We start from the raw sequence: 21,642 nt of genomic DNA, 5'->3' as shown, positions 1-21,642 counted from the left end.
GTATTTTTTCGAGGCTCGAAAAAATTAGAGCTTCTAAGGTGGTCTTTGAGCCAATTGGTCACGCCGTACGCGGCGCAGGGAGGATATGATGAAGAAATTCACGACCGCCATTCTGGCGGGTGTCGCCATGACGCTGGCGCTGGCGTCGGTGGCGCAGGCTAAAGACAAGGTCATCGGCGTCTCCTGGTCGAACTTCCAGGAAGAGCGCTGGAAGACCGACGAGGCCGCAATGAAGGCGGCCATCGAGGCCGCAGGCGACAAGTATATTTCCGCCGACGCGCAGTCCAACCCCGGCAAGCAGCTCACCGACGTCGAGAGCCTGATCTCGCAGGGCGCCAACGCACTGATCATCCTGGCCCAGGACGCTTCAGCCATCGGGCCAGCCGTGCAAAAGGCGCTGGACGAAGGTATTCCGGTTGTCGGCTACGACCGGCTGATCGAGAACAAGGACGTCTTTTACCTGACCTTTGATAACAAGGAAGTCGGCCGCATGCAGGCCCGCGAAGTGTTCAAGGTGAAGCCGGAAGGCAACTACGTCTTCATCAAGGGCTCGGGTGCCGATCCGAATGCCGATTTCCTGTTTGCCGGTTCGATGGAAGTGCTGAAGGACGCTATCGACAGCGGCAAGATCAAGAATGTCGGCGAGGCCTATACCGACGGCTGGCTGCCGGCCAACGCCCAGAAGAACATGGAACAATTCCTGACGGCGAACGACAACAAGGTCGATGCCGTGGTCGCCGCCAACGACGGCACTGCCGGCGGCGTCGTCGCCGCGCTGACGGCGCAAGGGCTGGCCGGATCTGTTCCGGTCTCGGGCCAGGACGGCGACCACGCCGCGCTGAACCGCATCGCGCTCGGCACACAGACCGTGTCGGTGTGGAAGGACGCGCGCGAGCTCGGCAAGAACGCCGCCGAGATCGCCTCGCAACTGGCCGACGGCAAGCAGATGACCGACATTGCCGGCGTGAAGGATTTCACCACGCCCGGCGGCAATACCGTCAAGTCGCTGTTCCTGACCCCGGTCGCCATCACCAAGGATAACCTCAACGTCGTCATCGACGCCGGCTGGATCAAGAAAGAAGAGGTCTGCGCCGGCGTGGCGGCGGGCACTGTTGCAGTCTGCAACTGAGCCGACGTTTCCGAGACGTCCGAACGCCGCGGCCGCTCGCCGCGGCGTTTTTTCAAGAAGAGTTGTTTTTCCGCTTCCGGCGGATAACTTCTAGGCTGCTTCCGGCATCCGCGGCAGACGGCAACCCGGCGGGAGAAACAAGATGACCGACACAACTTCGAACACGCCGGTCGACGGCACGGCAGACCGGGCGCGTGAATCCGAGCTCGGCATCGTTGCCCGATTTCTCAAGGCAACCGAACTCGACACGCGCATGCTCGGCATGGTCGGCGCGCTGCTAGTCATCTGGGTCGGGATCCACATACTCTCGGGTGGGCTTTTCCTCACGCCGCGCAATCTCTGGAACTTGTCGGTGCAGACCTCCTCGGTCGCGATCATGGCGACGGGCATGGTGCTGGTCATCGTGATGCGCAACATCGATCTTTCTGTCGGCTCCGTCGAAGGCGTGATCGGCATGGTGATGGGCGTGGCGCAGGCCGAATTCCTCATCCGCGTCATGGGATTCCAGCTTGGAAATCCCTGGATATGGATCATCGCGCTGGCTGCCGGCGTGGCGCTCGGCCTCCTGATCGGCGCGTTCCAGGGCTTTATCATCGCCTATCTCGAGGTTCCGGCCTTCATCGTGACGCTGGGCGGCCTGCTGGTATGGCGCGGCATGGCATGGTTGATGACGAGCGGGCGCACCGTCGCGCCGCTCGACGCCACCTTCCAGCTCATGGGCGGCGGGCCGCGTGGCTCGATCGGCGCAACCGCAAGCTGGATCGTCGGCATTCTCGCCTGTGTGGGCGTCGCCTTCATGCTGCTCAACGGCCGGTCGCAGCGCAAGCGGTTCAAATTTCCGCTGCGCCCCGTCTGGGCGGAGACCCTGCTCGGTGTTGTCGCCTGTGCCGCCATCCTTGGCGCTGTCTGGATCGCCAATTCCTATCCCTGGCCGATCGGCATCGTTCGCCAGTACGCCCAGCGGAACGGCATCACCCTCCCCGAAGGCGGGCTGTTCATCGCCCATGGCATCGCCATACCGGTGCTGATCGCTGTCGCAGTCGGCATCGTCATGACCTTCATCACCAAACGCACCCGTTTCGGCCGCTATGTCTTTGCCATTGGCGGCAACCCGGAAGCGGCGGAACTTGCCGGCATCAACACGCGCTGGGTGACCATGAAGGTGTTCATGATCATGGGCGTGCTGGCCGCGATAAGTGCGGCAATCGCATCGGCCCGCCTCAATGCGTCGACCAATGCGCTGGGGACCCTGGACGAACTCCTGGTCATCGCGGCGGCGGTGATCGGCGGCACGTCGCTCGCCGGCGGCTCCGGCACAGTGCTTGGCGCCATGCTCGGCGCGCTTTTGATGCAGTCGCTGCAATCCGGCATGGTCCTGCTCGGCATCGATTCGCCGCTTCAGAGCATCGTTGTCGGCGCCGTGCTGGTGGTCGCGGTGTGGCTCGATACAGTCTATCGCAAACGGGTCTAGTGAGGAGAACGAGCATGGCAGACAGGACCGCCCCCACGGGCACGCCGCTGATCGACATGCGCAACATCTCGATCGCCTTCGGCGGCATTCGCGCCGTCGACGATGCCTCTGTCGACCTTTTCCCGGGCGAGGTGATGGCTTTGCTCGGACACAACGGTGCCGGCAAATCGACGTTGATAAAAATCCTGTCCGGCGCCTACAAGCGCGATGCGGGCCAGATTTTCGTCAACGGCGAGGAGGCTTCGATCTCCAATCCCCGCGACGCCAAGAAGTACGGTATCGAGACGATCTACCAGACGCTGGCGCTGGCCGACAATGTCGATGCGGCCGCCAACCTGTTTCTCGGCCGCGAGCTGATGACCGGCTGGGGTACGCTCGACGACGTCGCCATGGAGGCCGAGGCGCGCAAGGTGATGGGCAGGCTCAATCCGCGTTTCCAACGCTTCAAGGAGCCGGTGGTAAAGCTTTCAGGCGGCCAGCGGCAGTCGGTTGCGATCGCCCGCGCCATCCTGTTCAACGCCCGCATCCTGATCATGGACGAGCCGACGGCGGCACTCGGGCCGCAAGAGACGGCGCAGGTCGGCGAACTGGTCAGGCAGCTCAAGTCCGACGGCATCGGCATCTTCCTGATCAGCCATGATATTCACGACGTGTTCGAGCTTGCCGACCGTGTCTGCGTCATGAAGAACGGTCGGGTTGTCGGCACGGCACGCACAACCGACGTCACCCAGGACGAAGTGCTCGGCATGATTATCCTCGGCAAGTGCCCACCCGGCGCCATTCCGGGGCCGGGCGCCCTGAAGATCGCCGCATGAAACGAGAATTAGCCGGCTAATCACAAGTCGCCAAAATATGCCAGCCGTCACCATGCTTTGGCCTCGCCATTGTGTTGGCGTCGGGACTTGCCCATAAAGATGCCGAACCGTCCACGGGACGTATCCGCAATTGAAGAAGCTTTTTCCGACCGTTGCTTTCATCGCCGTCGCGCTGATCAGCCTGACGATGGCGGGTTTTGCCTATTTTGCCACCCAGGAGGCGGCCCGCATAAAATTCGAGGCGACGGCCGACGACGCGCTTAACCGGATTGAAAGCCGCATCGACCTGGACCTGTCGCTGCTGCGCTCAACCCGGGCGCTGTTCGACGCGCGCAATGGCGGTATCTCGCAGGGCGAGTTCAAGGCTTTCTTCAAAGCGCTCGACATCGACAATAATTTCGCCGGCCTGCGCGGCATCGGCTTCCTCCGCCTGGCGAAGACGGGAAACGAGGCGGCGGTCGAGCGCGATGTCCTGCACGATCACGGCGCAAGCCATCCGATCTATCCCGACACGAACTTGCCGTGGCGTACGCCCATCGTGCTGTTCGAACCGCTGGATCCCTCCAACAAATCCAGCATCGGCTACGACATGTTCACCGGGCCGGCGCAGCGCGAGGCGATCGAAAAGGCGATGGCCGACGACCAGCAGCACGCCAGCGGGCTCGTGCAGCTCGGCAAGGATACGGGTGCCGCGCAGACCTTCACCGGGTTCCTCGTCTTCGTCCGGCTCAATGTCGAAAGCGCGCCGGACGCCGTGAACGCGTCGAGATCCTCGACTGCCGGCTTTCTTTATGCGGCCTTCCGCGCCCGTGACCTGTTCCAGGCTGCGCTCAGCCGGGCACCATTGCTGCCGGTCAACACCGAGATCTATGACGGCACGGTGGACAGCGACAACCTGCTGTTCCAGTCGGAAACGCCGCCTGTTTCGAGCCTCGGCGACAGGCTGCTGGTCACCCGCAAGATCACCGTCGCCGGCCGGCCGTGGGTCGTCCTGTTCAGGCCGACAAGTGCCTTCTCGCAACCTTCCTCGCGCGCCATCCCGGTGATGCTCGGATTGTTCGGACTGCTGCTTGCGGGCGCCATCGCGCTGGTGGCCCGCTATCAGGAGCGGGCTTATGAGGCGGTCTCGCTGCTTCATGAAACGACCGAAAAGAGCCTGCTGGAAAAAGACCTGATGCTGCAAGAGATGAAGCATCGCATCAAGAACTCGATCACGCGGGTGCTGGCAATCGCGCGCCAGACAGCATCGCACACCACCGACGTCCAGGAATTCTCGGCGTCTTTCTCGGCCCGGCTGCAGGCGATGGCGGCTTCCCAGGATATGTTGACGCGCTCACGCTGGCAGAAAGCCGATCTCGGCGACCTGCTGCGCATCGAGCTTGGCCAGGTGTTCGGCAGCGAGCTTCCTGAAGGGCTGCTGTCAGGACCGGAGGTTCTTCTTGACGAAAAGACGACGCAGGCACTCGGCCTCGTCTTTCATGAACTGGCGACGAATGCGCTGAAGCACGGCGAGGCCGGCAATTCAGTCGGTGCGCTGAAGGTCGACTGGTCGCTCGAAGGCCGCGGCGGCGCCCGGACATTGGCTCTCAACTGGCGCGAGGCCGGTCAGAAGAAGCTCGCGACACCGGCAAAGAGCGGTTTTGGCACCAGACTGATCGATCTCAACGTCACACGCGAATTGCGTGGCACAATCAGGCGCGATTTTCGCGAAGATGGCTTGAAAGTGGAAATCAAGGTTCCGCTGCCGGCCTGAAACGCCGTCTCGTGGGCCGCGTCGCAGCAGCGCTTTAAAAGGCAAACGCGGAGACAGGTGGCCCGTCCCCGCGTTCGCTGTGGCCTGGAGTTCGAAACTAGTTGCAGCGAGCTGTGTAGATCCGGCCGTGACGATCTCTGTACTGGCAGTAGCCATTTTGCAGACGGCGAACGAGCAGACCGCCAATCGCACCAGCGCCAGCGCCGATCAAAGCGCCCTTGCCGCCGCCAACAGCGCCACCAATGAGTGCGCCGCCCACAGTGCCGATACCCACGTTCTCTTCCGTGGTGGTGCAGCCGCTGACCGCAACCACGGCAACCATGGCAATAATCATCTTCCGCATGGAGTCATCCTCACTTTTGTCCTCACTTTAATAAGCTCCAGCCGCCATTTAGCATGAAAGTACGGCCTTTGCCCGCACGATTTCATTGTTGATTAAGATAGTCTTTTTCGGGGCGTGCGCCGTTCGATGCTACCACGAACCCGGAAATCTCCAAGGACGCATCGTTTCAAGCCGATCAAGCAGAGGCGAGCTCGATCAGATCAGCTGGGAGGCGGCGGTCAGGACGATCGCGGCCATAAGCGCGACGGCGGCGAAACGGAGGGGCAAAACACGAGGCGCGGGCGCTGCGGACGCGTCGGGATCCTGAAAACCGCCCATCGAGACGCGAGCGGCCTGTTCCAGTCTGTTCAAGTCGGCAGCCGTCAAGGCCCATTCCTTTCATTTTGTGCCAAACTCAATCGATGTCCGGCGGATCGGCACGTTCGGACAGGATCGGACCTTATGGTGAACAGTCGGTTAAGGTTGGCGCCGCGCAGCAAGCCTTCTCGCGGCGACCGCGGATCGTTCAATCCGTCTCGAAATTGCCGTGAGGAACGACGAGGCGGTATTCGAGGCGGTTCCCGGTGATTTCGAGTGTCGCCGTTCCGTTCAACGAAGTGGGCACGACGCGTTCAAGCGCGACGCTGCCAAAACGTTTCTCGCTGCGCTGATTGTCGTTGGCTCCGATCACTTCGGCCCATGTCAGTGACAGCGCAGGCTCACCAGCGGAAGCTGCCGTCAGATCGGCTGTCACCTCGACGAAACCGTCGCTGCGCGACAGTGCGCCATAGCTGACCGAATTGACGGCGAGCTCATGCATGGCCAAGCCGATGTGCAAGGCGGCATTGGGGTTGAGATATGGATTTGCGCCGCGGAAACGCAGACTGTGCAAGGGGTCCGCGCCGTACCTGCCGACCTGACCGGAAACCAGCTCGCGCAGCGCCGCTCCCCGCCAATTGGATGACGTAACCAGGTCCTGCGAGGAGGCCAGCGACTGCAATCGGCCCCGGAAACGCGTCAGGAAATCGTCAATGCTGCCGGAATAGCGGCCCGTCTGGGTGGCGATGCTCTGTATGATGGCCAAAAGGTTCTTGGAGCGATGACTGACTTCGCGCAGCAGCGCCTTCAACGTCTGCTCCCGGCGTTTCTGCTCGGTTGTTTCGACCATGGTGGTCACGACGCCCTGCACCGCGCCGGTCTCGCTGCGGTCGGCGTCTATCCATACCTGAAACCAGCGGGCGCCGTCATCGGCCGGCACGCTGAGTTCGAGATGTTGAGGATTGCCGGAGACGATGACGTCGTGCTTGGCGGCGCCGATACGCTCCGCCTGCGCCGGCGGCAAGATGCCGTTGTTGTCGGAGGCATCGGAAGTCCAGGGCGCGCGCATGTTACGCGCCCACACCGTCTTCATCTCGCGATCCTGGTACAGGACGGAAATCCCGGCATTGTGCAGTGCATGGAGAAGGGCTCGGCCAAGCTGCATCCCGCTTTCGGCGGGATGCAAAGCGATGATCTCATCACTCTGGCCGCGGTCTTTCATTTTTCCGACTCTGGAACGCATCGGTCAATTTGCTCAACCCATGTCGGGCTGAACGGCTCGCGGAAAAATGGGTTCCAAAAGGAGGAGCTTCGTATCAAGCCTTAAAAAGCGGTCCGCCGAGCGGCATCCCGTTGGAGGACACTGCCCGGCGGTGGCTGGAAACCGTTTGAGGGGTGCGGCTTCCAGTGTTCGCTCGAATGGCCGCTTGGCATTCACGCTCGTCTGATCAGGCCGGCAATAAGCGATATGATCAGGAAGGCGAGAAAGATGAAGAACAATATCTGTGCTATGCCGGCCGAGGTACCAGCGATGCCGCCGAAACCAAGCGCACCGGCGATAATCGCCACGACGAGAAATACGAGCGCCCAGTAAAGCATGATCGATCTCCTTCCAATGCTGCGGTGAAAACGTGATTCGCCTCCGTTTGTTCCACCATTTTCCGAAAAAGACGATGCCGAAAATCTTCAGGGCCCGAATTGCCGCGGTGTGTGAAAAAGGTCCAGTTGATTGCCCCAGTTGGTTGCCAGTGAGTTGAGCCGGCATCACGCCCATCTGATCCGAGGGATCGGCTATCCCGGCGGCCGCAGCTCGGCCGCCAGCTGTTTCATGCCGCGGCTTTCGCGTGCCGGTCAAAGAACAGGGCCTGACTGATAAGCGCCTTGACCATGTCCGGATTGAACGGCTTGGTGACGAGGAAAGCCGGTTCCGGCCGCTCGCCGGTGAGCAGGCGCTCGGGAAAGGCGGTGATGAAGATCACCGGCACCGAGGTCGAGGACAGGATCTCATTGACGGCCGCGATGCCCGAACTGCCGTCGGCGAGCTGAATATCGGCAAGCACCATCTTTGGCCTCGCCTTGCCGAACATCGCCACCGCCTCGGCGTGGGTGCGCGCCGTTCCGACGACGCGGTGGCCGAGGCTTTCGACCATTTCTTCGATATCCATGGCGATCAGCGGCTCATCCTCGATGATCAGCACGTCGGTTGCCACCTGACGGGAGATCTCGTTGCTCGCCTGCGCGAGGAGTTCGGAGAATTCCTGTTCGTCGACGTCGAGAATCTCCGCCGCCTCGTCTTCGCTGAAGCCTTCGACCGCGACCAGCAGAAAGGCTTGGCGGGGACGAGGCGCAATTGCATTCAGATTGGCCGCGGCGCGCTGTTCCCATGCCGACTGGGCATGCTCCTGCGGAACGCGAATGGCCACTGAGGTGAAGAGCTTGGCAAAGACCTTGTAGAGAGCGATGCGGTCGGTCGATGCGTTCGGAAAGATGTCGACATCGGCAATGATGGCCTCGAGCATTGCGGCGACCAGCGCGTCGCCGCTCTCCTGCGATCCGGATACCGCGCGCGAGAAGCGGCGCAGGAACGGCAGGTGCGGAGCGATGGTTGCTGATAGGCTCATATCGGACGTCTCCCTCATATGACGTGATTGCATGTTACAGCTAAAAACGGTTCGCAAGCCCAAACTTAGAAACGCGGGTTGTGCGAAAAAGTTCCGGTCATGCGGAACTAAGTATGCGGGCTGGCGTTTAGGGCGGGGTTGGGCAACCAGACGAGGCTGCCGCTTGCCTTGCGTTATGTGTTGAAGGGCGGCTTAAGGCTGGGACAAAAGGGCGAAATGAAGAACATGACGAAAGCTACCACGGGTGGCGTTGGCAACGGGCGCCGGGCTGCTTCCCGCGACCCGCTTGGGCCGAACTCAGAAATCGGCCGCAAACTCAAACAATACTACGACGAGCTGGTCTCCGACAATGTGCCGGATCGCTTCGCCCAACTGCTCAGTCAGTTGGAAAAGGCCGAACCTGTACAAAAGAAGGACTGAGGCATGGCGGCCGTCTCCCAGGGCTTCAAGACCGACTTGCTCGGCTCGATCCCGAGCCTGCGGGCTTTTGCCGTGTCGCTGACGCAAAACGCCGACAAGGCCGACGACCTGGTGCAGGAAACATTGGTCAAGGCATGGGACAAGCATGAAAGCTTCCAGCCCGGCACCAATCTGAAGGCATGGCTGTTCACGATCTTGCGCAACGAATTCTATTCGCAGATGCGCAAGCGTGGCCGCGAGGTGCAGGACAGCGATGGCGTCATGACGGCCAGGCTTGCCGTTCATCCGGCCCAGCACGGCCAGCTCGACCTCGAGGACTTTCGCGGCGCGCTCGAGTTGCTGCCCGAAGACCAGCGCGAAGCCATTATCCTCATCGGGGCGTCGGGCTTCTCCTACGAGGAAGCGGCCGAGATCTGCGGCTGCGCCGTCGGAACGATCAAGAGCCGCGTCAGCCGCGCCCGCACACGGCTGCAGGAAATCCTGAAGATCTCCGGTGAAGACGAGTATGGCCCGGACGCAATTTCGGCTCAGGTAACGGGATCGACGGCTGCGTGAAGCGCGGGCGTGTTCGAACCGCTCCGCGCCTCAGCGAAGCGGCGTGCGCCTGCAGGCCGTTACCACTGCCTCGACGAGATCGTCTCCCGAATAGGGCTTGGTGACCAGCCTGACGCCGGGAAAAGCTTTCTTGATCTCGTCGGTATCCGAATAGCCCGAAGCGAAGACGAACGGGATGCCCGCTTCACGCAGCCGCGAAGCAAATTGGAGCGTCGAAACGCCGCTCAGCATGAGGTCGACGATGGCCACATCGAACTGCGCGGCAACGTCTTGCTGTTCGATCTCGGTCAGATCGCGGGCGATGACCACATCGAGCGCGCCGTAGTCGCGGCAAAGCTGCTCGATATCCATAGCAATCAGGAACTCATCTTCCAGGATAAGAATCCGCAAACCGTCAAGCGATGGGCGCACGCAGCAATATCTCCTCAAACGCGTCTCTATCGTGAAACGGAGGAAGTCATGATGGTTATTTGGCATGCTGTCATTTAAAAAAACGCGCTGGCGCGGATGCGTTGGCCTCGGCCCATGCAAGGCATTTGCAACCCGCGCTGCCGGAGATAGGGTTAGAAGAGGTTCGTGCCGGAACCTTGGGGTCTGTCGGGCGTTTCGACCGAGCAAAAAGCATGGAGAGTGAAGCAATGGCGACTGCCACAGGAAAGGCCGCGAACGAAGCCCGCACGAATTCCGATATTGAGGCCGACATCGCACAACTGAAGGCCGACATCGAACAACTTACCAAGCTGTTGGCCAAAACCGGCGAACATGGCTATGGAGCTGCAAGGCGAGCCGCCGCCGAAAGCGTCGAGCAGTTGCGAACCCAGGGCGAGGCGGCCTTCGACAGCCTGCGCAGCAACGCCAGGGACATCGAGGCGCAGATGATAGCGCATATGCGCGAAAAGCCGGTGACTTCACTGGCGATCGCCGCAGGCGTCGGATTCCTCTTCGCGCTTCTCGCGCGCCGCTAGTTCTGCACGCATGGGAATGCTTGCATCGCTGATCTCGGGCCTCGCCTCGGGCGAAACCATTGCAGCGGTGCAACGCGCGCGCGTCGCTGCGATTGTCTATTCGGTCGCAGCGCTCGCGGCGCTGTGCGGCCTCGGCTTCCTGGTCGGGGCGGCCTATATCTGGGCGGCGGCCCGCTATGGGCCGATGGCAGCTTCCCTGAGCTTCGGGATCGGCTTTCTGGCAATCGCCGGTCTCATCCTGCTCGTCTACCGGATGTCGGCCGGCTCGCGCGCCAGGCGCCGGGCGAAGCGACGCAGCGCCGACATGAAGGCTATTGGCATCACTGCGGCACTCGCCGTGCTGCCGGCGCTGCTCAAGGGCAAAGGTGGCCTGGCGAAGGGCGGGTTGGGCGCCATTCTCGGCCCGGCGATAGCACTCGCTGCCTACGCCATCTACCGCGAGAACGTGAACCGCGGCTCCGATGATCCGGATACCGGCAAACGGGATAGTTCGGAGGAATAGTTCGGGGCAAACGATTCTGGCGCCCGGTCGCAAAATGCTGGCGTCACAAATCTTCGAGCGGAATCGATATTTCGGCGACCACGCCGTCCGGCCGGAATTCGTGGGTCACCTCGCTGGAAATGACCTTGGCGAGGCTGCGGCGGATCAAGATCGAGCCGAAGCCATGGCGTTCGGGCGGCGCAACCCGCGGGCCGCCGCTTTCGCGCCAGGCCAGCAACAGACGCCGTGCACCCTTCCTGCCTTGTACCTTCCAATCGAGATCGACCTTTCCGGAGGAAACCGAGAGCGACCCGTATTGCAGTGCGTTGCTTGCCAGTTCATGCAGGATCAGTCCGAGCCCGACTGCCTGGTCGGGTGAGAGCAGGACATCGGCGCCGGAGATCGCCATTCGCGATTGTCCGGCGGCTTGGAACGGCCTTACCTCGATCTGCACCAGCTCGCGGATGCCGATGCCGCGCCACTCGCGGTCCGACAGCATGCTGTGCGCAACGCCCAGTGCCTGCAGCCTGGCGCTGAAGGCTTCGAGGAATTCGCTTGGCTGGCGGGCGTGGCGAACGGTCTGCGTCGCCAGCGCCTGTACGGTTGCCAAAGTGTTCTTGACGCGGTGATTGAGCTCGCGCAGCAACAGCCGTTGACGTTCGTCGCCAAGCTTGCGTTCGGTAATGTCGTAGTTGACGCCGAAGATCAGCGTCGGCTTGCCCTCGCCGTCGCGCTCTATGACGCGGCCGCGCGTTGCGATCCATCGCGGCGGATCGAGGCCTTTGACACGGTATTCGCCAAAATAGTCGTCGCTGCCGGTCAGCGCGTCGCGAAAGCGTGTTTCGGTCTGGTGAACGTCGCGCGGGTCGATGGCGGTCAGGATGTCGCGCGCCCTCAGCCGGTTCGACTTCGGCAGGTTGAACAATTCAGACAGCAGGACATCGCAGTCGATCATGTCGCTGCGGATATCCCATGCCCAGCTGGCAAGCGAAGCCGCGTCGAGCGCGATAGCGCGCCGCTTTTCCTCTCGAACCAGTGCGGCCTTGGCTATCGCCGCGCTACGTGTTGCATCCTTCAGCGTGAACAGGCTGGCGGCGAGTCCAGCCAGCGCCGACAGCTGGTCGAGCTGGACAGAGGAGGGACGTGCGTGCGACTTCCGGTCGAGCACGCACAGCGTGCCGATCAGCGCGCCGTCGATTACGATCGGGACGCCTGCGTAAAAGCGGATATGATGCTCGCCGGTGACCAGCGGATTGGCTTTGAACCGCGGATCCGCCGCCGCATCGACCACCACCATCGGCACGTTGCCGGCTGCGATGGTATAGGCGCAGAACGATGTCTCGGTTGCGGTTTCGGTCTCGTCGAGGCCGATACAGGACTTGAACCACTGCCGCTCGGCATCGACCAGCGTGATCAGTGCGACAGGCGTTTGCATCGCCGAAGCGGCAAGACCGCCGATACGATCGAAATCGGGGTCGGCAGCCCTGTCCAGCGCGTCGAGGCCGTGCAGCACGGCAAGGCGGTCCGCGGCGCCCACCACACGGCGAATATCGGCCGGCAGGCCCGGCGTTTTCTGGCTATTGTCGTCCACTATGCCCCCGGTGGCCGGCTCCGCTGATTGGTCAGGCCAACCGACCGGTTTGCCGCCTTGCAGAGCCGGAACTTTCGCGGCGGGGGACCGTTACCAGCCAACGCCCCGCTAGTTATGCCTGCCGGCGCCAAATATGGAGCCAGACAATGCCAAAAATCATTCCTGAAAACAAAGCCCGTCAAGGGGGGCGGGGTCGGCATGTCCTTCGTATCCTGATCGCCGCGCTGTTGCTGGCTTTTATCGCCTGGGGCGTCGCCGAAATATACGGCTGGATGATCGAGACGCCGAAGACCGAACAGGGCAACACGCCCAGCGGCTAAGTTCTCTCCATCGCCCGTGCCAGCTCGCATCACGCATCCCACGTCAGGCAACCCTTGCCTCGGCGGCGCGCGCCGGGACGAGAACATTCAACGCGCGCGGATGGATTTCGACGGTCGTCTCGCGATCGAGCTTTACCAGTTCGCCGTCCATGACGGCCTGAACTTTCCTGTTGGTCGAATGGATTTTCAAAATGGCGCGGTTTGCCTGATGGATTTCGACATGCTCGTTGCCGCGCCATTTCCCACGGGCGACGTCAAAGAGGAACCTGATCAATTCGCCGCGCCGCCGTGCCACGGTGACATAGATGCCCAGCACGCCGCCTGCAGGATCATCGGCGTAGGGCAGGTGGCCCTCGCCGAACAGATTGTTGGTGATGCCGATACCGGTGATCCGGGTTCTGATCTCGGCCTCGCCGATCGTCAGCGTTACGTTCATCGCCGGCGGGTTGTTGATCGTTGCCCAAGCGGCTCGCACCGAGGCACGCATCTTCCCCAGCCGCGAGCCGAATTCCATCTTCTGGCGCAGTTGCACCATCCTTGCGTGCATGCCGATCGAGAATTGATGCACGAAAGGCCGGCCGTTGGCGGTTGCAATGTCAATCGCCATCACCTCGCCGTCGGCAAACGATTTCAGTGCCGCATCGAGCGTCTGCGGAATACCGAGGCCGCGCGCAAAAAGGTTCATTGTACCAGCCGGCAGAATTGCCAGCGCCTTCTCCCCATTCATCAAACGGGCTGCCGCGGCCGAAATGGTGCCATCGCCGCCGCCAGCCAGCACGACATCGATGCCGCGCCTGGAAGCTACGCCGTCCAGCGTGGCGACGATATCCTTGCCGGCGACGATTTCGATATCGATCGAGTGGCCGGCAGTCTCAAGCGTGCCGCGCATCCGACTGGCGAAGGCCTGAAGATCGATGGTGCGCAGGGTGCCCCCGTCCTTGTTCAGCACCGCTGCAAACCGCATGGCCGTTCCATTTTCCAGCACCTATCGGGCCGGGACGGGCCCCAGCCGGGAGTGGAACGGGGCGGCCGGGAAAATGTTCCTTTCGACCAGCGCGGCGAATCCGAGAACCATCGACATCGCACCGGGTGCACCACGGCTTTTTTCGGAACAACAGTGTGGTCACAACGTTGTGAACATGCAGAAGACGCTGCGCCCGCAGTGACGCCAGGCGGGCAGGGCGTGCACGAAATCACCGACGAGGAGACACTAAGATGATCCGCACCCTTTTAACCACGACAGCAGTCGCAACATTGATTGCGACGGGTGCATTTGCGCAATCGGCGACGACCCCGGCGCCGGCGCAACCACCCGCCGCCGAGGATACCGCTCCGGCGATACGTGCCGAGGGCAGCCTTGCCACCAACATCATCGGCGAATCCGTCTATAATGGCACCGGCGATGATGCCCAGAATATCGGCAACATCAGCGATATCGTCTTCGACGAGCGCGGCGAGGTAAAATCCGTCGTCATCGGCGTTGGCGGTTTTCTTGGCATAGGAACCAAGAACGTCGCTTTCGACTACAAGAAGATGCAATGGGCCGAAAGAAATGGCGACCGTTGGCTGATAGCGCAGACGACGAAGGATGAGTTGACGGCTCAGCCGGATTTCGACCGGAGACCTTACGATCCGCCGCCGCCACCAGCTTCGGCCGATAATGCGGTGCCTGCCGCCCCTTCCACCAGCGCGCAAAATACAACCCCTGCGCCTGCCGCGCCGGCTGAGCCAGTCAAGCGCGCCGAAGGCAATCTCGCCACCAATATCATCGGCGAGACCGTCTATAACGGCACCGGCGACGACGCCCAAAACATCGGTGACGTGAACGACATCGTCATCAACAAGGAAGCCAAGGCGCAATCGCTGATCATCGGTGTCGGCGGCTTCCTCGGCATCGGCGAAAAGAACGTCGCCTATGATTTTGACAAGGCGCAATGGGCCGAAAGAAACGGCGATCGCTGGCTGGTTGCGCAAACGACCAAGGAAGAGCTGCAGGCGCAGCCGGACTTCAACCGCAAGGCCTATGATCCGGCCCCGGCAACCACTGCCGCGGCTACTGCGCCCGCCACCGTCACGCCTACCGTGACGGCCAGCAACACCGCGACGACCAACAACACTGACCAAGCCAGCAAGACGGCTCAAAACGCTCCGGCAGCGGCGCCTCCGGCTAACTCGGCGGCCGACCAGACCAAGACCGGGTCGATCGACAAGTCGACGCTAACCGAAATGCCGATGGGCGAAATCCGGGCCGAGGATCTGGTTGGAACAACCGTTTACGGCGCCAACGATGTCAACGTCGGCGAAATTGGCGATATCGTGCTGGGCAGCGACAAGAAGGTCGACGCAGTCATCATCGACGTCGGCGGCTTCCTTGGCGTCGGCGAGAAGGAGGTGGCGGTCGGCATGGACAACCTGAAATTCATGACCGACAAGAACGGCAAGCGCTATCTCTACACGAACTTCACCAAGGAGCAGCTTGAGGCGCAGGCCCCCTACGACAAGGCCACCTATGCGCAAAATCGCGACAAACAGCGCATGATCATGCGTTAAGCTGCACACAGGCCGACAAAGAAGCCCGCGCCGGCAACGGCGCGGGTTTTGCTTATGTCTAGGGAAAGCCGGCGACATGGCCGGCAACACCATTGTCCGTCAATTCGGCGAGCGCCAGGGACTGGTCGAGATGCTCGGCCCGCCAGGCGAGCAATTTCTCGGCAAATTCCAACCGCGACGGCAGATAGGCTGGATCGTCAGCGACGTTGGTCAGCTCGCCGGCATCCTTCTCCAGGTCAATGAGCAAGGGCGGCAGGCCGCCGCCGAAATGCACATATTTGAACTTTTGCGCGCGGATGACGGCGAGATTGCACTGACGCGGACCGATGCCGAAATACCGTTCTGCATCACCATCCGCGATCGAGCGGAAATCGAATTCCCAATGCGCCGCATCGCGCCAATCGTCCGGCTCCGTGGCGTCCAGGAAAGGGACCAGCGAGCGGCCGTCGAGATGCGGCAGCACTTCGCCGCCAGTGAGCGCGAGCAAGGTCGGTGCCAAATCCACCGCCTCGGTGAAGCGGTCGACACTGCTGCCGGCAGCCTTGCGGCGGCGCGGATCGCGAATGATCAGCGGAATATGGAAGCTGCCGTCGAAGAAGCCGCCCTTGCCCAGCATGAAATGGTCGCCCATCATCTCGGCGTGGTCGGAGGTCAGCACGATGACGGTGTCGTCCCATGCATCGGCTGCCTTGACCGCTTGCCAGACACGGCCAAGCTGCGCGTCAACCTCCGAGATCATGCCGTAATAGAGCGCCCGGATGCGGCGAAAATTATCGTCGCCCCAGTCGCGCACCTTGCCCCCCGAGCCCGGGCGGAATTTCGACCGTTCCTGCCGGTCAAATTCAAAGGCGAGGTAGGGGTGGCTTGCTGCTTCGGCCTGCCAGCTTTTGGCGCGGTCAAAAGCTGGACCGATGGCCGGATCGTACATGGTATTGTAAGGCGCCGGCACGATGAAGGGCGGGTGGGGGCTGATGAAGGAAAGGTGCGCGAACCAGGGCGTATCGCGCTCCTGCTCGCCGAGCCAGCGGATGAATTCGCCGGCCAGGAAGGCGGACGGCGTCTCGTCGTTCGAATAGATTGGCGGAGCGTTGCTGATCGCGCCGTCGTTTTCCAGGATTTCGCCCACCGGGCGGTGAATGGCGGGGGAGCCGGCGCCGGCATCGACGCCGCGCGCCTTGAGCCATGACAGCCAGGGCTTCTGGTGCTCGGGCAGAAGCTGGCGCACGGTGAAGCCGGGCAGCACGCCTTCATAGCTCTTCAGCTGCGGGTCGCCAGGCGCCAGCGTGCGCGGGTCGCGCGCCATGTCGGTATAACCGAACAGCGTCGGATCATAGCCAAGGGCGCGCGCCCAGAGCGCTATGTTGCCGTGGCGGGCATCGAGCGGTGTGCCGTTGCGGCAAACACGATTGTTCATCTGGTAGAGGCCGGTGTAGAGGCAGGCGCGCGCCGGCGAGCAAGGTGCGGCGCCGCCATAGTGCTTCGGGAACAGAACGCCCTCGGCAGCCAGCGCGTCGGCGTTCGGCGTTTTTACCACCTTGTGCCCAGCAGCTGACAGGCAGTCGCCGCGCCATTGGTCGCAGGTGATCAGGAGAATGTTGGGGCGTTTTCCCGTCAACCGCGGTATCCTCACGCTGGCTACATGCGTCATTCATGGAGCGCAATTTCGGCGAGTATGCAAGCCGGTCCGGTTCGCCGAATGGTGAACAAAACCTGCTTGATCGTTCACTTTAACAGCACAGTCCATTCTGTGTTTGCCGCCTTTGCGGCCAGGAGGCGGATCCTCATATTTGCGTGGACAGCGGCAAGGGCCGCACCAGCACAAGGGAAGGAGCAGAAACATGCTCGACCAGGTCAAGGGCTTGCATCACGTCACCTCGATGGCCGGCGATGCACGCCAGAACAACGAATTCTTCACCGGTACGCTCGGCCTGCGCCGGGTCAAGAAAACGGTCAATTTCGACGCACCCGACGTCTACCACCTCTATTACGGCGACGAGGTCGGCACGCCCGGCTCGGTGATGACCTATTTCCCGTTCCCGAACATCGGCAAAGGCCGCCATGGAGTCGGCGAAGTCGGTACCACCGCTTACTCGGTGCCCGAGGGCACGCTCGGCTATTGGGAGAAACGGTTTGCCGAGCAAGGTGTCACCGGGCTGTCCCGCGGGGAGACGTTCGGCGAGAAGCGTCTTGCGTTCGCCGGTCCCGACGGCGACGGGTTTGCGCTGGTCGAGGACAGAGCGGACAGCCGTGCGCCATGGGCCAAGGGTGGCATTCCCACCGACGAGGCGATCCGCGGCTTTCACTCGGTGTCGCTGAGGCTGAAAGATGGCGGCGCCACCGAAGAGCTGCTGAAATTCATGGGCTATGAAGAGGTCGACAAGTCCGGCAACATCAGGCGGCTGGCGGTGAAGAACGGCAACGGCGCCGACGTCGTCGATATCGAATCGCTGCCAGGGGCCGGCTTCGCCAATCTCGGCGCCGGCTCGGTCCACCATGTCGCTTTCGCCGTCGAGAACCGCGCCAAGCAGCTCGAAGTGCGCAAAGCACTCCTCGATACAGGTTATCAGGTGACGCCAGTGATCGACCGCGATTATTTCTGGGCGATCTACTTCCGCACACCGGGCGGCGTGCTGTTCGAAGTTGCCACCAACGAGCCGGGCTTCGACCGCGACGAGGATACCGCCCATCTTGGCGAGGCGCTGAAGCTGCCGTCGCAACACCAGCATTTGCGGCCCTATCTCGAGCAGCATCTGCAGAAACTGGAAGACTGAGGGCAAGGTCATGAGCAAGGATTCGTATATTCACAAAGTGCTGCCCGGTTCGCCGGGCGGACCGTTGCTCTTCGTCTTCCATGGCACCGGTGGCGACGAGGCCCAGCTTCTGTCGCTTGGACGCGATCTCGCGCCGCAAGCGACGATCGTCGCTCCGCGCGGCGATGTCTCGGAACAAGGCGCCGCACGCTTCTTCCGCCGGACCGGCGAGGGCGTTTACGACATGGGCGATCTCGCGCGAGCGACAGAGAAGATGACCGGCCTCGTCAAGGCGCATGTCGAGGCGGCAAGGCCATCTTCGGTGCTCGGCCTCGGTTACTCCAACGGCGCCAACATCCTGGCCTCGGTGCTGTTTGCCGAACCATCGCTGTTCGACGCAACGGTGCTGATGCATCCGCTGATTCCGTTCGAGCCGAAGGTCAAGGGCAGCCTTGGCGGCGGCCGCATCCTGGTCACCGCCGGCAGGCGGGACCCGATCTGTCCGCCTGATTTGACGGCGCGGCTCGAAGCCTATTTGCGCGCCGATGGCGCCGATGTCACAGTCGAGTGGCATGACGGCGGCCATGAGGTGCGGCCGAGCGAGATCGAGGCGGCGCGGCGACTGTTCGCCGTGGCGTCGGATGAAAGGACCGCAAGCCATGTCTGACCTATTGCCGGAGATTGAACTGGAGGACCGCGGCTCGAAGGGCCGCTACCTCCTGCGTGGGCCGGTCGGCGCCGAGGCGGAGATGACCTTCACCAAGATCGGCGAGCACCAGATCATCATCGACCATACCGAGGTGCCGGATGCATTTCGCGGCCAGGGCGCGGGGCTTCGCCTGGTCAGCCGTGCCGTCGAGGATGCACGTGCGGCGGGCAAGACGATCATCCCGCTTTGCCCGTTCGCCAATGCTCAGTTCCGCCGCCATCCGGAATGGGCGGACGTGCTGAAGCGGTAAGGCACAGCCTCAACGAATGTCGAAAGAAGGGGTGCGCGGCTTTACCGCGTGCCCCTTTTGGCTATTGGGGGCGTACAAACGCAAGGGGGCAAACATACGGGATTTGCGCGGAGCGCCAACCTTGCCTAAGTATTGCCAGCAACCGGCTCGCCGTCCGCGGCCCGACCACTTCAACCGAATGGCCCTCCATGACCGAATCCGATCTCGTTCCCGTCTTTGACGGCCACAACGACACGCTGCTCAGGCTCTACCAGTCGAAGGATGCGGACGTCGAAAAGCTGTTCGTCGAGGGGACGCCGGGTGGCCATATCGACCTGCCGCGCGCGAAGAAAGGCGGGTTTGCCGGCGGCATGTTTGCGATCTTCCCGCCGCCTGTCGAGAAATCCAAACGCGGCGCGGTGCCGCTGGCGCCGAGCGACAGCGAGCCCTTGCCACCCGAGATTCCGCGCGCCGATGCGCTCAACTCCACCGTAGCGATGGCCTCGATCCTGTTCAGGCTGGAGCGGGCTTCGGCACTTACTGTCTGCCGCAGCGCCGGCGATGTGAGGAAGGCGATGGCGCAAGGCTCGATTGCGGCGGTGTTCCATATCGAAGGGGTCGAGGCGATCGACCCTGAGCTCACCCTGCTCGACGTTCTCCACGCAGCCGGCCTGCGCTCGCTCGGCATCGTCTGGAGCCGTCCCAATGCCTTCGGCCACGGCGTGCCGTTCCGCTTCCCGTCGTCGCCCGATACGGGACCAGGGCTGACCGATGCCGGCAAGGCGCTGGTGAAAGCCTGCAACCAGCTGAAGATCATGATCGATCTTTCGCATCTCAACGAAAAAGGTTTCCGCGACGTCGTCGAGATCAGCGACGCACCGCTGGTCGCGACCCATTCCAACGTGCACGCGATCTGCGGCCATTCGCGCAACCTCACCGAATGGCAGCTCGGCGCGATCCGCGACTCCGGCGGCATGGTCGGGCTGAACTTCGCCACCGGGTTCCTGCGTGAGGACGGCAGGATGAACGCCGACACCAGCCTCGACATCATGGTGCGCCATGTCGATTCGCTGCTGCAGGCATTGGGCGAAGACGGCGTCGGCCTGGGCTCGGATTTCGACGGCGCCATGATCCCGGCCGCGATAGGCGACGTTGCCGGCCTGCCAAGACTGCTCGACGCGTTCGCGGCACGCGGCTTCGGGCGCGCGCTGATCGAGAAGATCGCCTATCGCAATTGGCTCGGCGTGCTGGAAAAGACCATCGGCTGAGCGGGTGATGCCGGCTTGACCGGAACGCGATTTGGGGGCGGACTATTCGAAACCCATGCGTTTAAGCCAGTCCTGGCCAATGCCGCGGTCGCGGATGATCGGTAGCGGATCCGTCGAATCCAGCCGCGCGCAGATGCGGTAGACCTCGAGCGTCTCGGCGTTCATCTCGCCGCGTTTGTAGAAGAACATGGCCGCGGCATAGCGGGTGCGGCCCGACCATTTTTCGCCGAGCGGCGTGTTGACCAGCTGCCACTGTTCGGCGGCTTCGGCGTCTTCCTCATGACGTTCGGTTTCGTCGGACATGCTCAGAAATCCGCGGGTGGATTGGCGGTGCGGCGATCGAGCCTGACGAACGGCCGCGGCACCAGTTTGGCACGCTTCATCAGCTTGTGATACCGCAGCTCGCGCCTGGGATGGATCTCGACGCAGAGGTCCGCTGCAGGCGGCTCGGGGGCGCAAATCTGGTCCACGCATCGCCGGGTCGCTACCTTTCGCCGACGGTGCCTTCGACCTCGGTTTCTCCAAGGATCCCTATCTCGACGTGAACATTGGAACTTGGCAGCCATGCAGAAGTTGCTTGACAGTGGCGAGCACCGTTCCACTGATCTTCGGGGCCGAAAGCCGGTCGGCTAGCCGGCGATGCTGGAGACCATCACCGCTGGAGACTATCACCCCGATGAAGACGACAGAGGCGCGCGAAGCCCTCCTCGAACCGGCTCGAAAAAGCGACCCCGAAAAGCGCGGCCGCAAGGCGTCGAAAGAGACAAGGCAGCTTCAACTGATCGAAGCGACAATCGATTCACTGGCCAAGCGCGGCTTTTCGGAGACGACGATGGCCGACGTCGCAGACGGCGCCGGCCTATCGCGCGGCATCGTCAATTTCCATTTCGAGAGCAAGGAGAAGCTGCTCGTCGCCACTTTGCAATACATGTATGACGAGTATTCGGCGCATTGGCGCAGCGCCTTGCAAAAGGCCGGCGATGACCCTGCCCGTCAATTGCAGGCATTGGTCGCGGCCGATTTCGACCGCTCGATCTGCAACAAGCGCAAGCTTGCTGCCTGGTGTGCCTTCTGGGGGGAGGCCAAATCGCGGCCGAAATATCAGGCGCTGAGCAGCGCACGCGATGCCGTCTACCAAAACATCTTCATCGATCTTTGCGCGGCGCTCCAGAAGAGCGGCCGCTATGCCTATGAGCCACAAGTCATGGCGCTGGCACTCAGCGCCATGCTGGATGGTCTGTGGCTGCGTTTGATGATGGACACCGAAGACACCACACGCGAGACGGCGCTGCAGGCCGCGAACGAATTCCTGTCTGCGGCATTCCCCAAGCACTATCCGAGATCTGCAGCCAGCGCTGCCAAGCCGGCGTGAAAC

Annotated in this window: 25 protein-coding genes and 1 pseudogene; 15 read left to right on the top strand and 11 right to left on the bottom strand. The window is 62.3% G+C overall.

The features are described 5' to 3' along the window. Positions 1-88 precede the first annotated feature (88 nt). From xylF to AC0L2X_RS16160, 4 genes are all read left to right on the top strand, one after another. A complete protein-coding gene (gene xylF, locus AC0L2X_RS16175; RefSeq protein WP_292655550.1) occupies positions 89-1,129 on the top strand; it encodes a D-xylose ABC transporter substrate-binding protein in 1,041 nt (346 codons plus the stop codon). A 142-nt stretch (positions 1,130-1,271) separates the two neighbouring features. Beyond that, positions 1,272-2,600 carry a sugar ABC transporter permease gene (locus AC0L2X_RS16170; RefSeq protein WP_352489344.1) on the top strand — a complete coding sequence of 443 codons (1,329 nt, stop codon included), beginning with the start codon at positions 1,272-1,274 and terminating at the stop codon, positions 2,598-2,600. 14 nt (positions 2,601-2,614) lie between these two features. After that, complete coding sequence (locus AC0L2X_RS16165) at positions 2,615-3,415, top strand: ATP-binding cassette domain-containing protein (protein WP_352564573.1); 801 nt, start codon at positions 2,615-2,617, stop codon at positions 3,413-3,415. 130 nt (positions 3,416-3,545) lie between these two features. After that, positions 3,546-5,168 (top strand): CHASE domain-containing protein, encoded by a 1,623-nt coding sequence (locus AC0L2X_RS16160; protein ID WP_473600017.1) that lies wholly within the window; start codon positions 3,546-3,548, stop codon positions 5,166-5,168. Between the two features lie 97 nt (positions 5,169-5,265). Here the strand turns inward: AC0L2X_RS16160 and AC0L2X_RS16155 are convergent, their stop codons facing one another. From AC0L2X_RS16155 to AC0L2X_RS16135, 5 genes are all read right to left on the bottom strand, one after another. After that, positions 5,266-5,511 carry a YMGG-like glycine zipper-containing protein gene (locus AC0L2X_RS16155; protein ID WP_006328050.1) on the bottom strand — a complete coding sequence of 82 codons (246 nt, stop codon included), beginning with the start codon at positions 5,509-5,511 and terminating at the stop codon, positions 5,266-5,268. 195 nt (positions 5,512-5,706) lie between these two features. Beyond that, positions 5,707-5,877: a hypothetical protein gene (locus tag AC0L2X_RS16150; RefSeq protein WP_352489347.1), complete on the bottom strand. Its 171-nt coding sequence runs from the start codon at positions 5,875-5,877 to the stop codon at positions 5,707-5,709. 139 nt (positions 5,878-6,016) lie between these two features. Continuing rightward, positions 6,017-7,051, bottom strand: coding sequence for a sensor histidine kinase (locus AC0L2X_RS16145; protein WP_352451150.1), 1,035 nt, complete (start codon positions 7,049-7,051; stop codon positions 6,017-6,019). Positions 7,052-7,242: 191 nt separating this feature from the next. Next, a complete protein-coding gene (locus AC0L2X_RS16140) occupies positions 7,243-7,407 on the bottom strand; it encodes a DUF1328 domain-containing protein (RefSeq protein ID WP_023678541.1) in 165 nt (54 codons plus the stop codon). 227 nt (positions 7,408-7,634) lie between these two features. Beyond that, positions 7,635-8,429, bottom strand: coding sequence for a response regulator (locus AC0L2X_RS16135; RefSeq protein WP_352489349.1), 795 nt, complete (start codon positions 8,427-8,429; stop codon positions 7,635-7,637). Positions 8,430-8,645: 216 nt separating this feature from the next. On the opposite strand from AC0L2X_RS16135, the gene AC0L2X_RS16130 reads away from it, so the two are divergent. Continuing rightward, positions 8,646-8,849, top strand: a complete 204-nt coding sequence (locus AC0L2X_RS16130; protein ID WP_473555316.1) for a NepR family anti-sigma factor — start codon at positions 8,646-8,648, stop codon at positions 8,847-8,849. Between the two features lie 3 nt (positions 8,850-8,852). Then, complete coding sequence (locus AC0L2X_RS16125) at positions 8,853-9,404, top strand: sigma-70 family RNA polymerase sigma factor (protein WP_023678544.1); 552 nt, start codon at positions 8,853-8,855, stop codon at positions 9,402-9,404. Positions 9,405-9,434: 30 nt separating this feature from the next. Here AC0L2X_RS16125 and AC0L2X_RS16120 read toward each other — a convergent pair whose 3' ends face one another. Beyond that, entirely contained in the window at positions 9,435-9,815 is a 381-nt protein-coding gene (locus tag AC0L2X_RS16120; RefSeq protein ID WP_352489350.1) for a response regulator, read from the bottom strand. A 227-nt stretch (positions 9,816-10,042) separates the two neighbouring features. On the opposite strand from AC0L2X_RS16120, the gene AC0L2X_RS16115 reads away from it, so the two are divergent. Next, the gene (locus AC0L2X_RS16115) at positions 10,043-10,369 is read left to right on the top strand and encodes an ElaB/YgaM/YqjD family protein (protein ID WP_352489447.1); all 327 of its coding nucleotides are present in this window, start codon (positions 10,043-10,045) and stop codon (positions 10,367-10,369) included. A 10-nt stretch (positions 10,370-10,379) separates the two neighbouring features. Further along, complete coding sequence (locus AC0L2X_RS16110) at positions 10,380-10,871, top strand: hypothetical protein (protein ID WP_352489351.1); 492 nt, start codon at positions 10,380-10,382, stop codon at positions 10,869-10,871. A 43-nt stretch (positions 10,872-10,914) separates the two neighbouring features. Here AC0L2X_RS16110 and AC0L2X_RS16105 read toward each other — a convergent pair whose 3' ends face one another. Further along, positions 10,915-12,441, bottom strand: coding sequence for a sensor histidine kinase (locus AC0L2X_RS16105; RefSeq protein ID WP_352489352.1), 1,527 nt, complete (start codon positions 12,439-12,441; stop codon positions 10,915-10,917). A 146-nt stretch (positions 12,442-12,587) separates the two neighbouring features. Between AC0L2X_RS16105 and AC0L2X_RS16100 the strand changes: the two genes are divergently transcribed. Further along, positions 12,588-12,761, top strand: coding sequence for a hypothetical protein (locus tag AC0L2X_RS16100; RefSeq protein WP_352489353.1), 174 nt, complete (start codon positions 12,588-12,590; stop codon positions 12,759-12,761). A 43-nt stretch (positions 12,762-12,804) separates the two neighbouring features. Here AC0L2X_RS16100 and AC0L2X_RS16095 read toward each other — a convergent pair whose 3' ends face one another. After that, positions 12,805-13,725, bottom strand: coding sequence for a diacylglycerol/lipid kinase family protein (locus AC0L2X_RS16095; RefSeq protein WP_473600016.1), 921 nt, complete (start codon positions 13,723-13,725; stop codon positions 12,805-12,807). Positions 13,726-13,976: 251 nt separating this feature from the next. On the opposite strand from AC0L2X_RS16095, the gene AC0L2X_RS16090 reads away from it, so the two are divergent. Beyond that, a complete protein-coding gene (locus AC0L2X_RS16090; protein WP_473554931.1) occupies positions 13,977-15,311 on the top strand; it encodes a PRC-barrel domain-containing protein in 1,335 nt (444 codons plus the stop codon). A 58-nt stretch (positions 15,312-15,369) separates the two neighbouring features. Here AC0L2X_RS16090 and AC0L2X_RS16085 read toward each other — a convergent pair whose 3' ends face one another. Further along, positions 15,370-16,959 (bottom strand): alkaline phosphatase family protein, encoded by a 1,590-nt coding sequence (locus tag AC0L2X_RS16085; protein WP_473600015.1) that lies wholly within the window; start codon positions 16,957-16,959, stop codon positions 15,370-15,372. A gap of 190 nt (positions 16,960-17,149) precedes the next feature. Here AC0L2X_RS16085 and AC0L2X_RS16080 point away from each other — a divergent pair, with 190 nt between their 5' ends. The 4 genes from AC0L2X_RS16080 to AC0L2X_RS16065 all read left to right on the top strand — a co-directional run bounded on the left by AC0L2X_RS16080 (position 17,150) and on the right by AC0L2X_RS16065 (position 20,267). Then, on the top strand, positions 17,150-18,082 hold the full coding sequence (locus AC0L2X_RS16080) for a VOC family protein (RefSeq protein ID WP_473600014.1): 933 nt from the start codon (positions 17,150-17,152) through the stop codon (positions 18,080-18,082). Between the two features lie 10 nt (positions 18,083-18,092). After that, complete coding sequence (locus tag AC0L2X_RS16075) at positions 18,093-18,728, top strand: alpha/beta hydrolase (protein WP_473600013.1); 636 nt, start codon at positions 18,093-18,095, stop codon at positions 18,726-18,728. After that, positions 18,721-19,020, top strand: coding sequence for a GNAT family N-acetyltransferase (locus tag AC0L2X_RS16070; RefSeq protein WP_473600012.1), 300 nt, complete (start codon positions 18,721-18,723; stop codon positions 19,018-19,020). Before AC0L2X_RS16075 ends, AC0L2X_RS16070 begins: the two co-directional genes overlap by 8 nt. 188 nt (positions 19,021-19,208) lie before the next feature. After that, on the top strand, positions 19,209-20,267 hold the full coding sequence (locus tag AC0L2X_RS16065; RefSeq protein WP_473600011.1) for a dipeptidase: 1,059 nt from the start codon (positions 19,209-19,211) through the stop codon (positions 20,265-20,267). A 42-nt stretch (positions 20,268-20,309) separates the two neighbouring features. Here AC0L2X_RS16065 and AC0L2X_RS16060 read toward each other — a convergent pair whose 3' ends face one another. Both AC0L2X_RS16060 and AC0L2X_RS16055 read right to left on the bottom strand, forming a co-directional pair. Then, positions 20,310-20,570: a hypothetical protein gene (locus AC0L2X_RS16060; protein WP_473600010.1), complete on the bottom strand. Its 261-nt coding sequence runs from the start codon at positions 20,568-20,570 to the stop codon at positions 20,310-20,312. Positions 20,571-20,572: 2 nt separating this feature from the next. Then, positions 20,573-20,701, bottom strand: a pseudogene (locus AC0L2X_RS16055) (aminomethyl transferase family protein); the annotation flags it as partial. Positions 20,702-20,943: 242 nt separating this feature from the next. Here AC0L2X_RS16055 and betI point away from each other — a divergent pair. Beyond that, positions 20,944-21,639 (top strand): transcriptional regulator BetI, encoded by a 696-nt coding sequence (gene betI, locus AC0L2X_RS16050; RefSeq protein ID WP_352489362.1) that lies wholly within the window; start codon positions 20,944-20,946, stop codon positions 21,637-21,639. Positions 21,640-21,642: the final 3 nt, after the last annotated feature.

The sequence above is a fragment of the Mesorhizobium sp. WSM4828 genome (assembly GCF_055811175.1).
The sequence above is the reverse complement of the archived record's forward strand: the minus strand, read 5'-3'. Positions and strand labels throughout refer to the sequence as shown.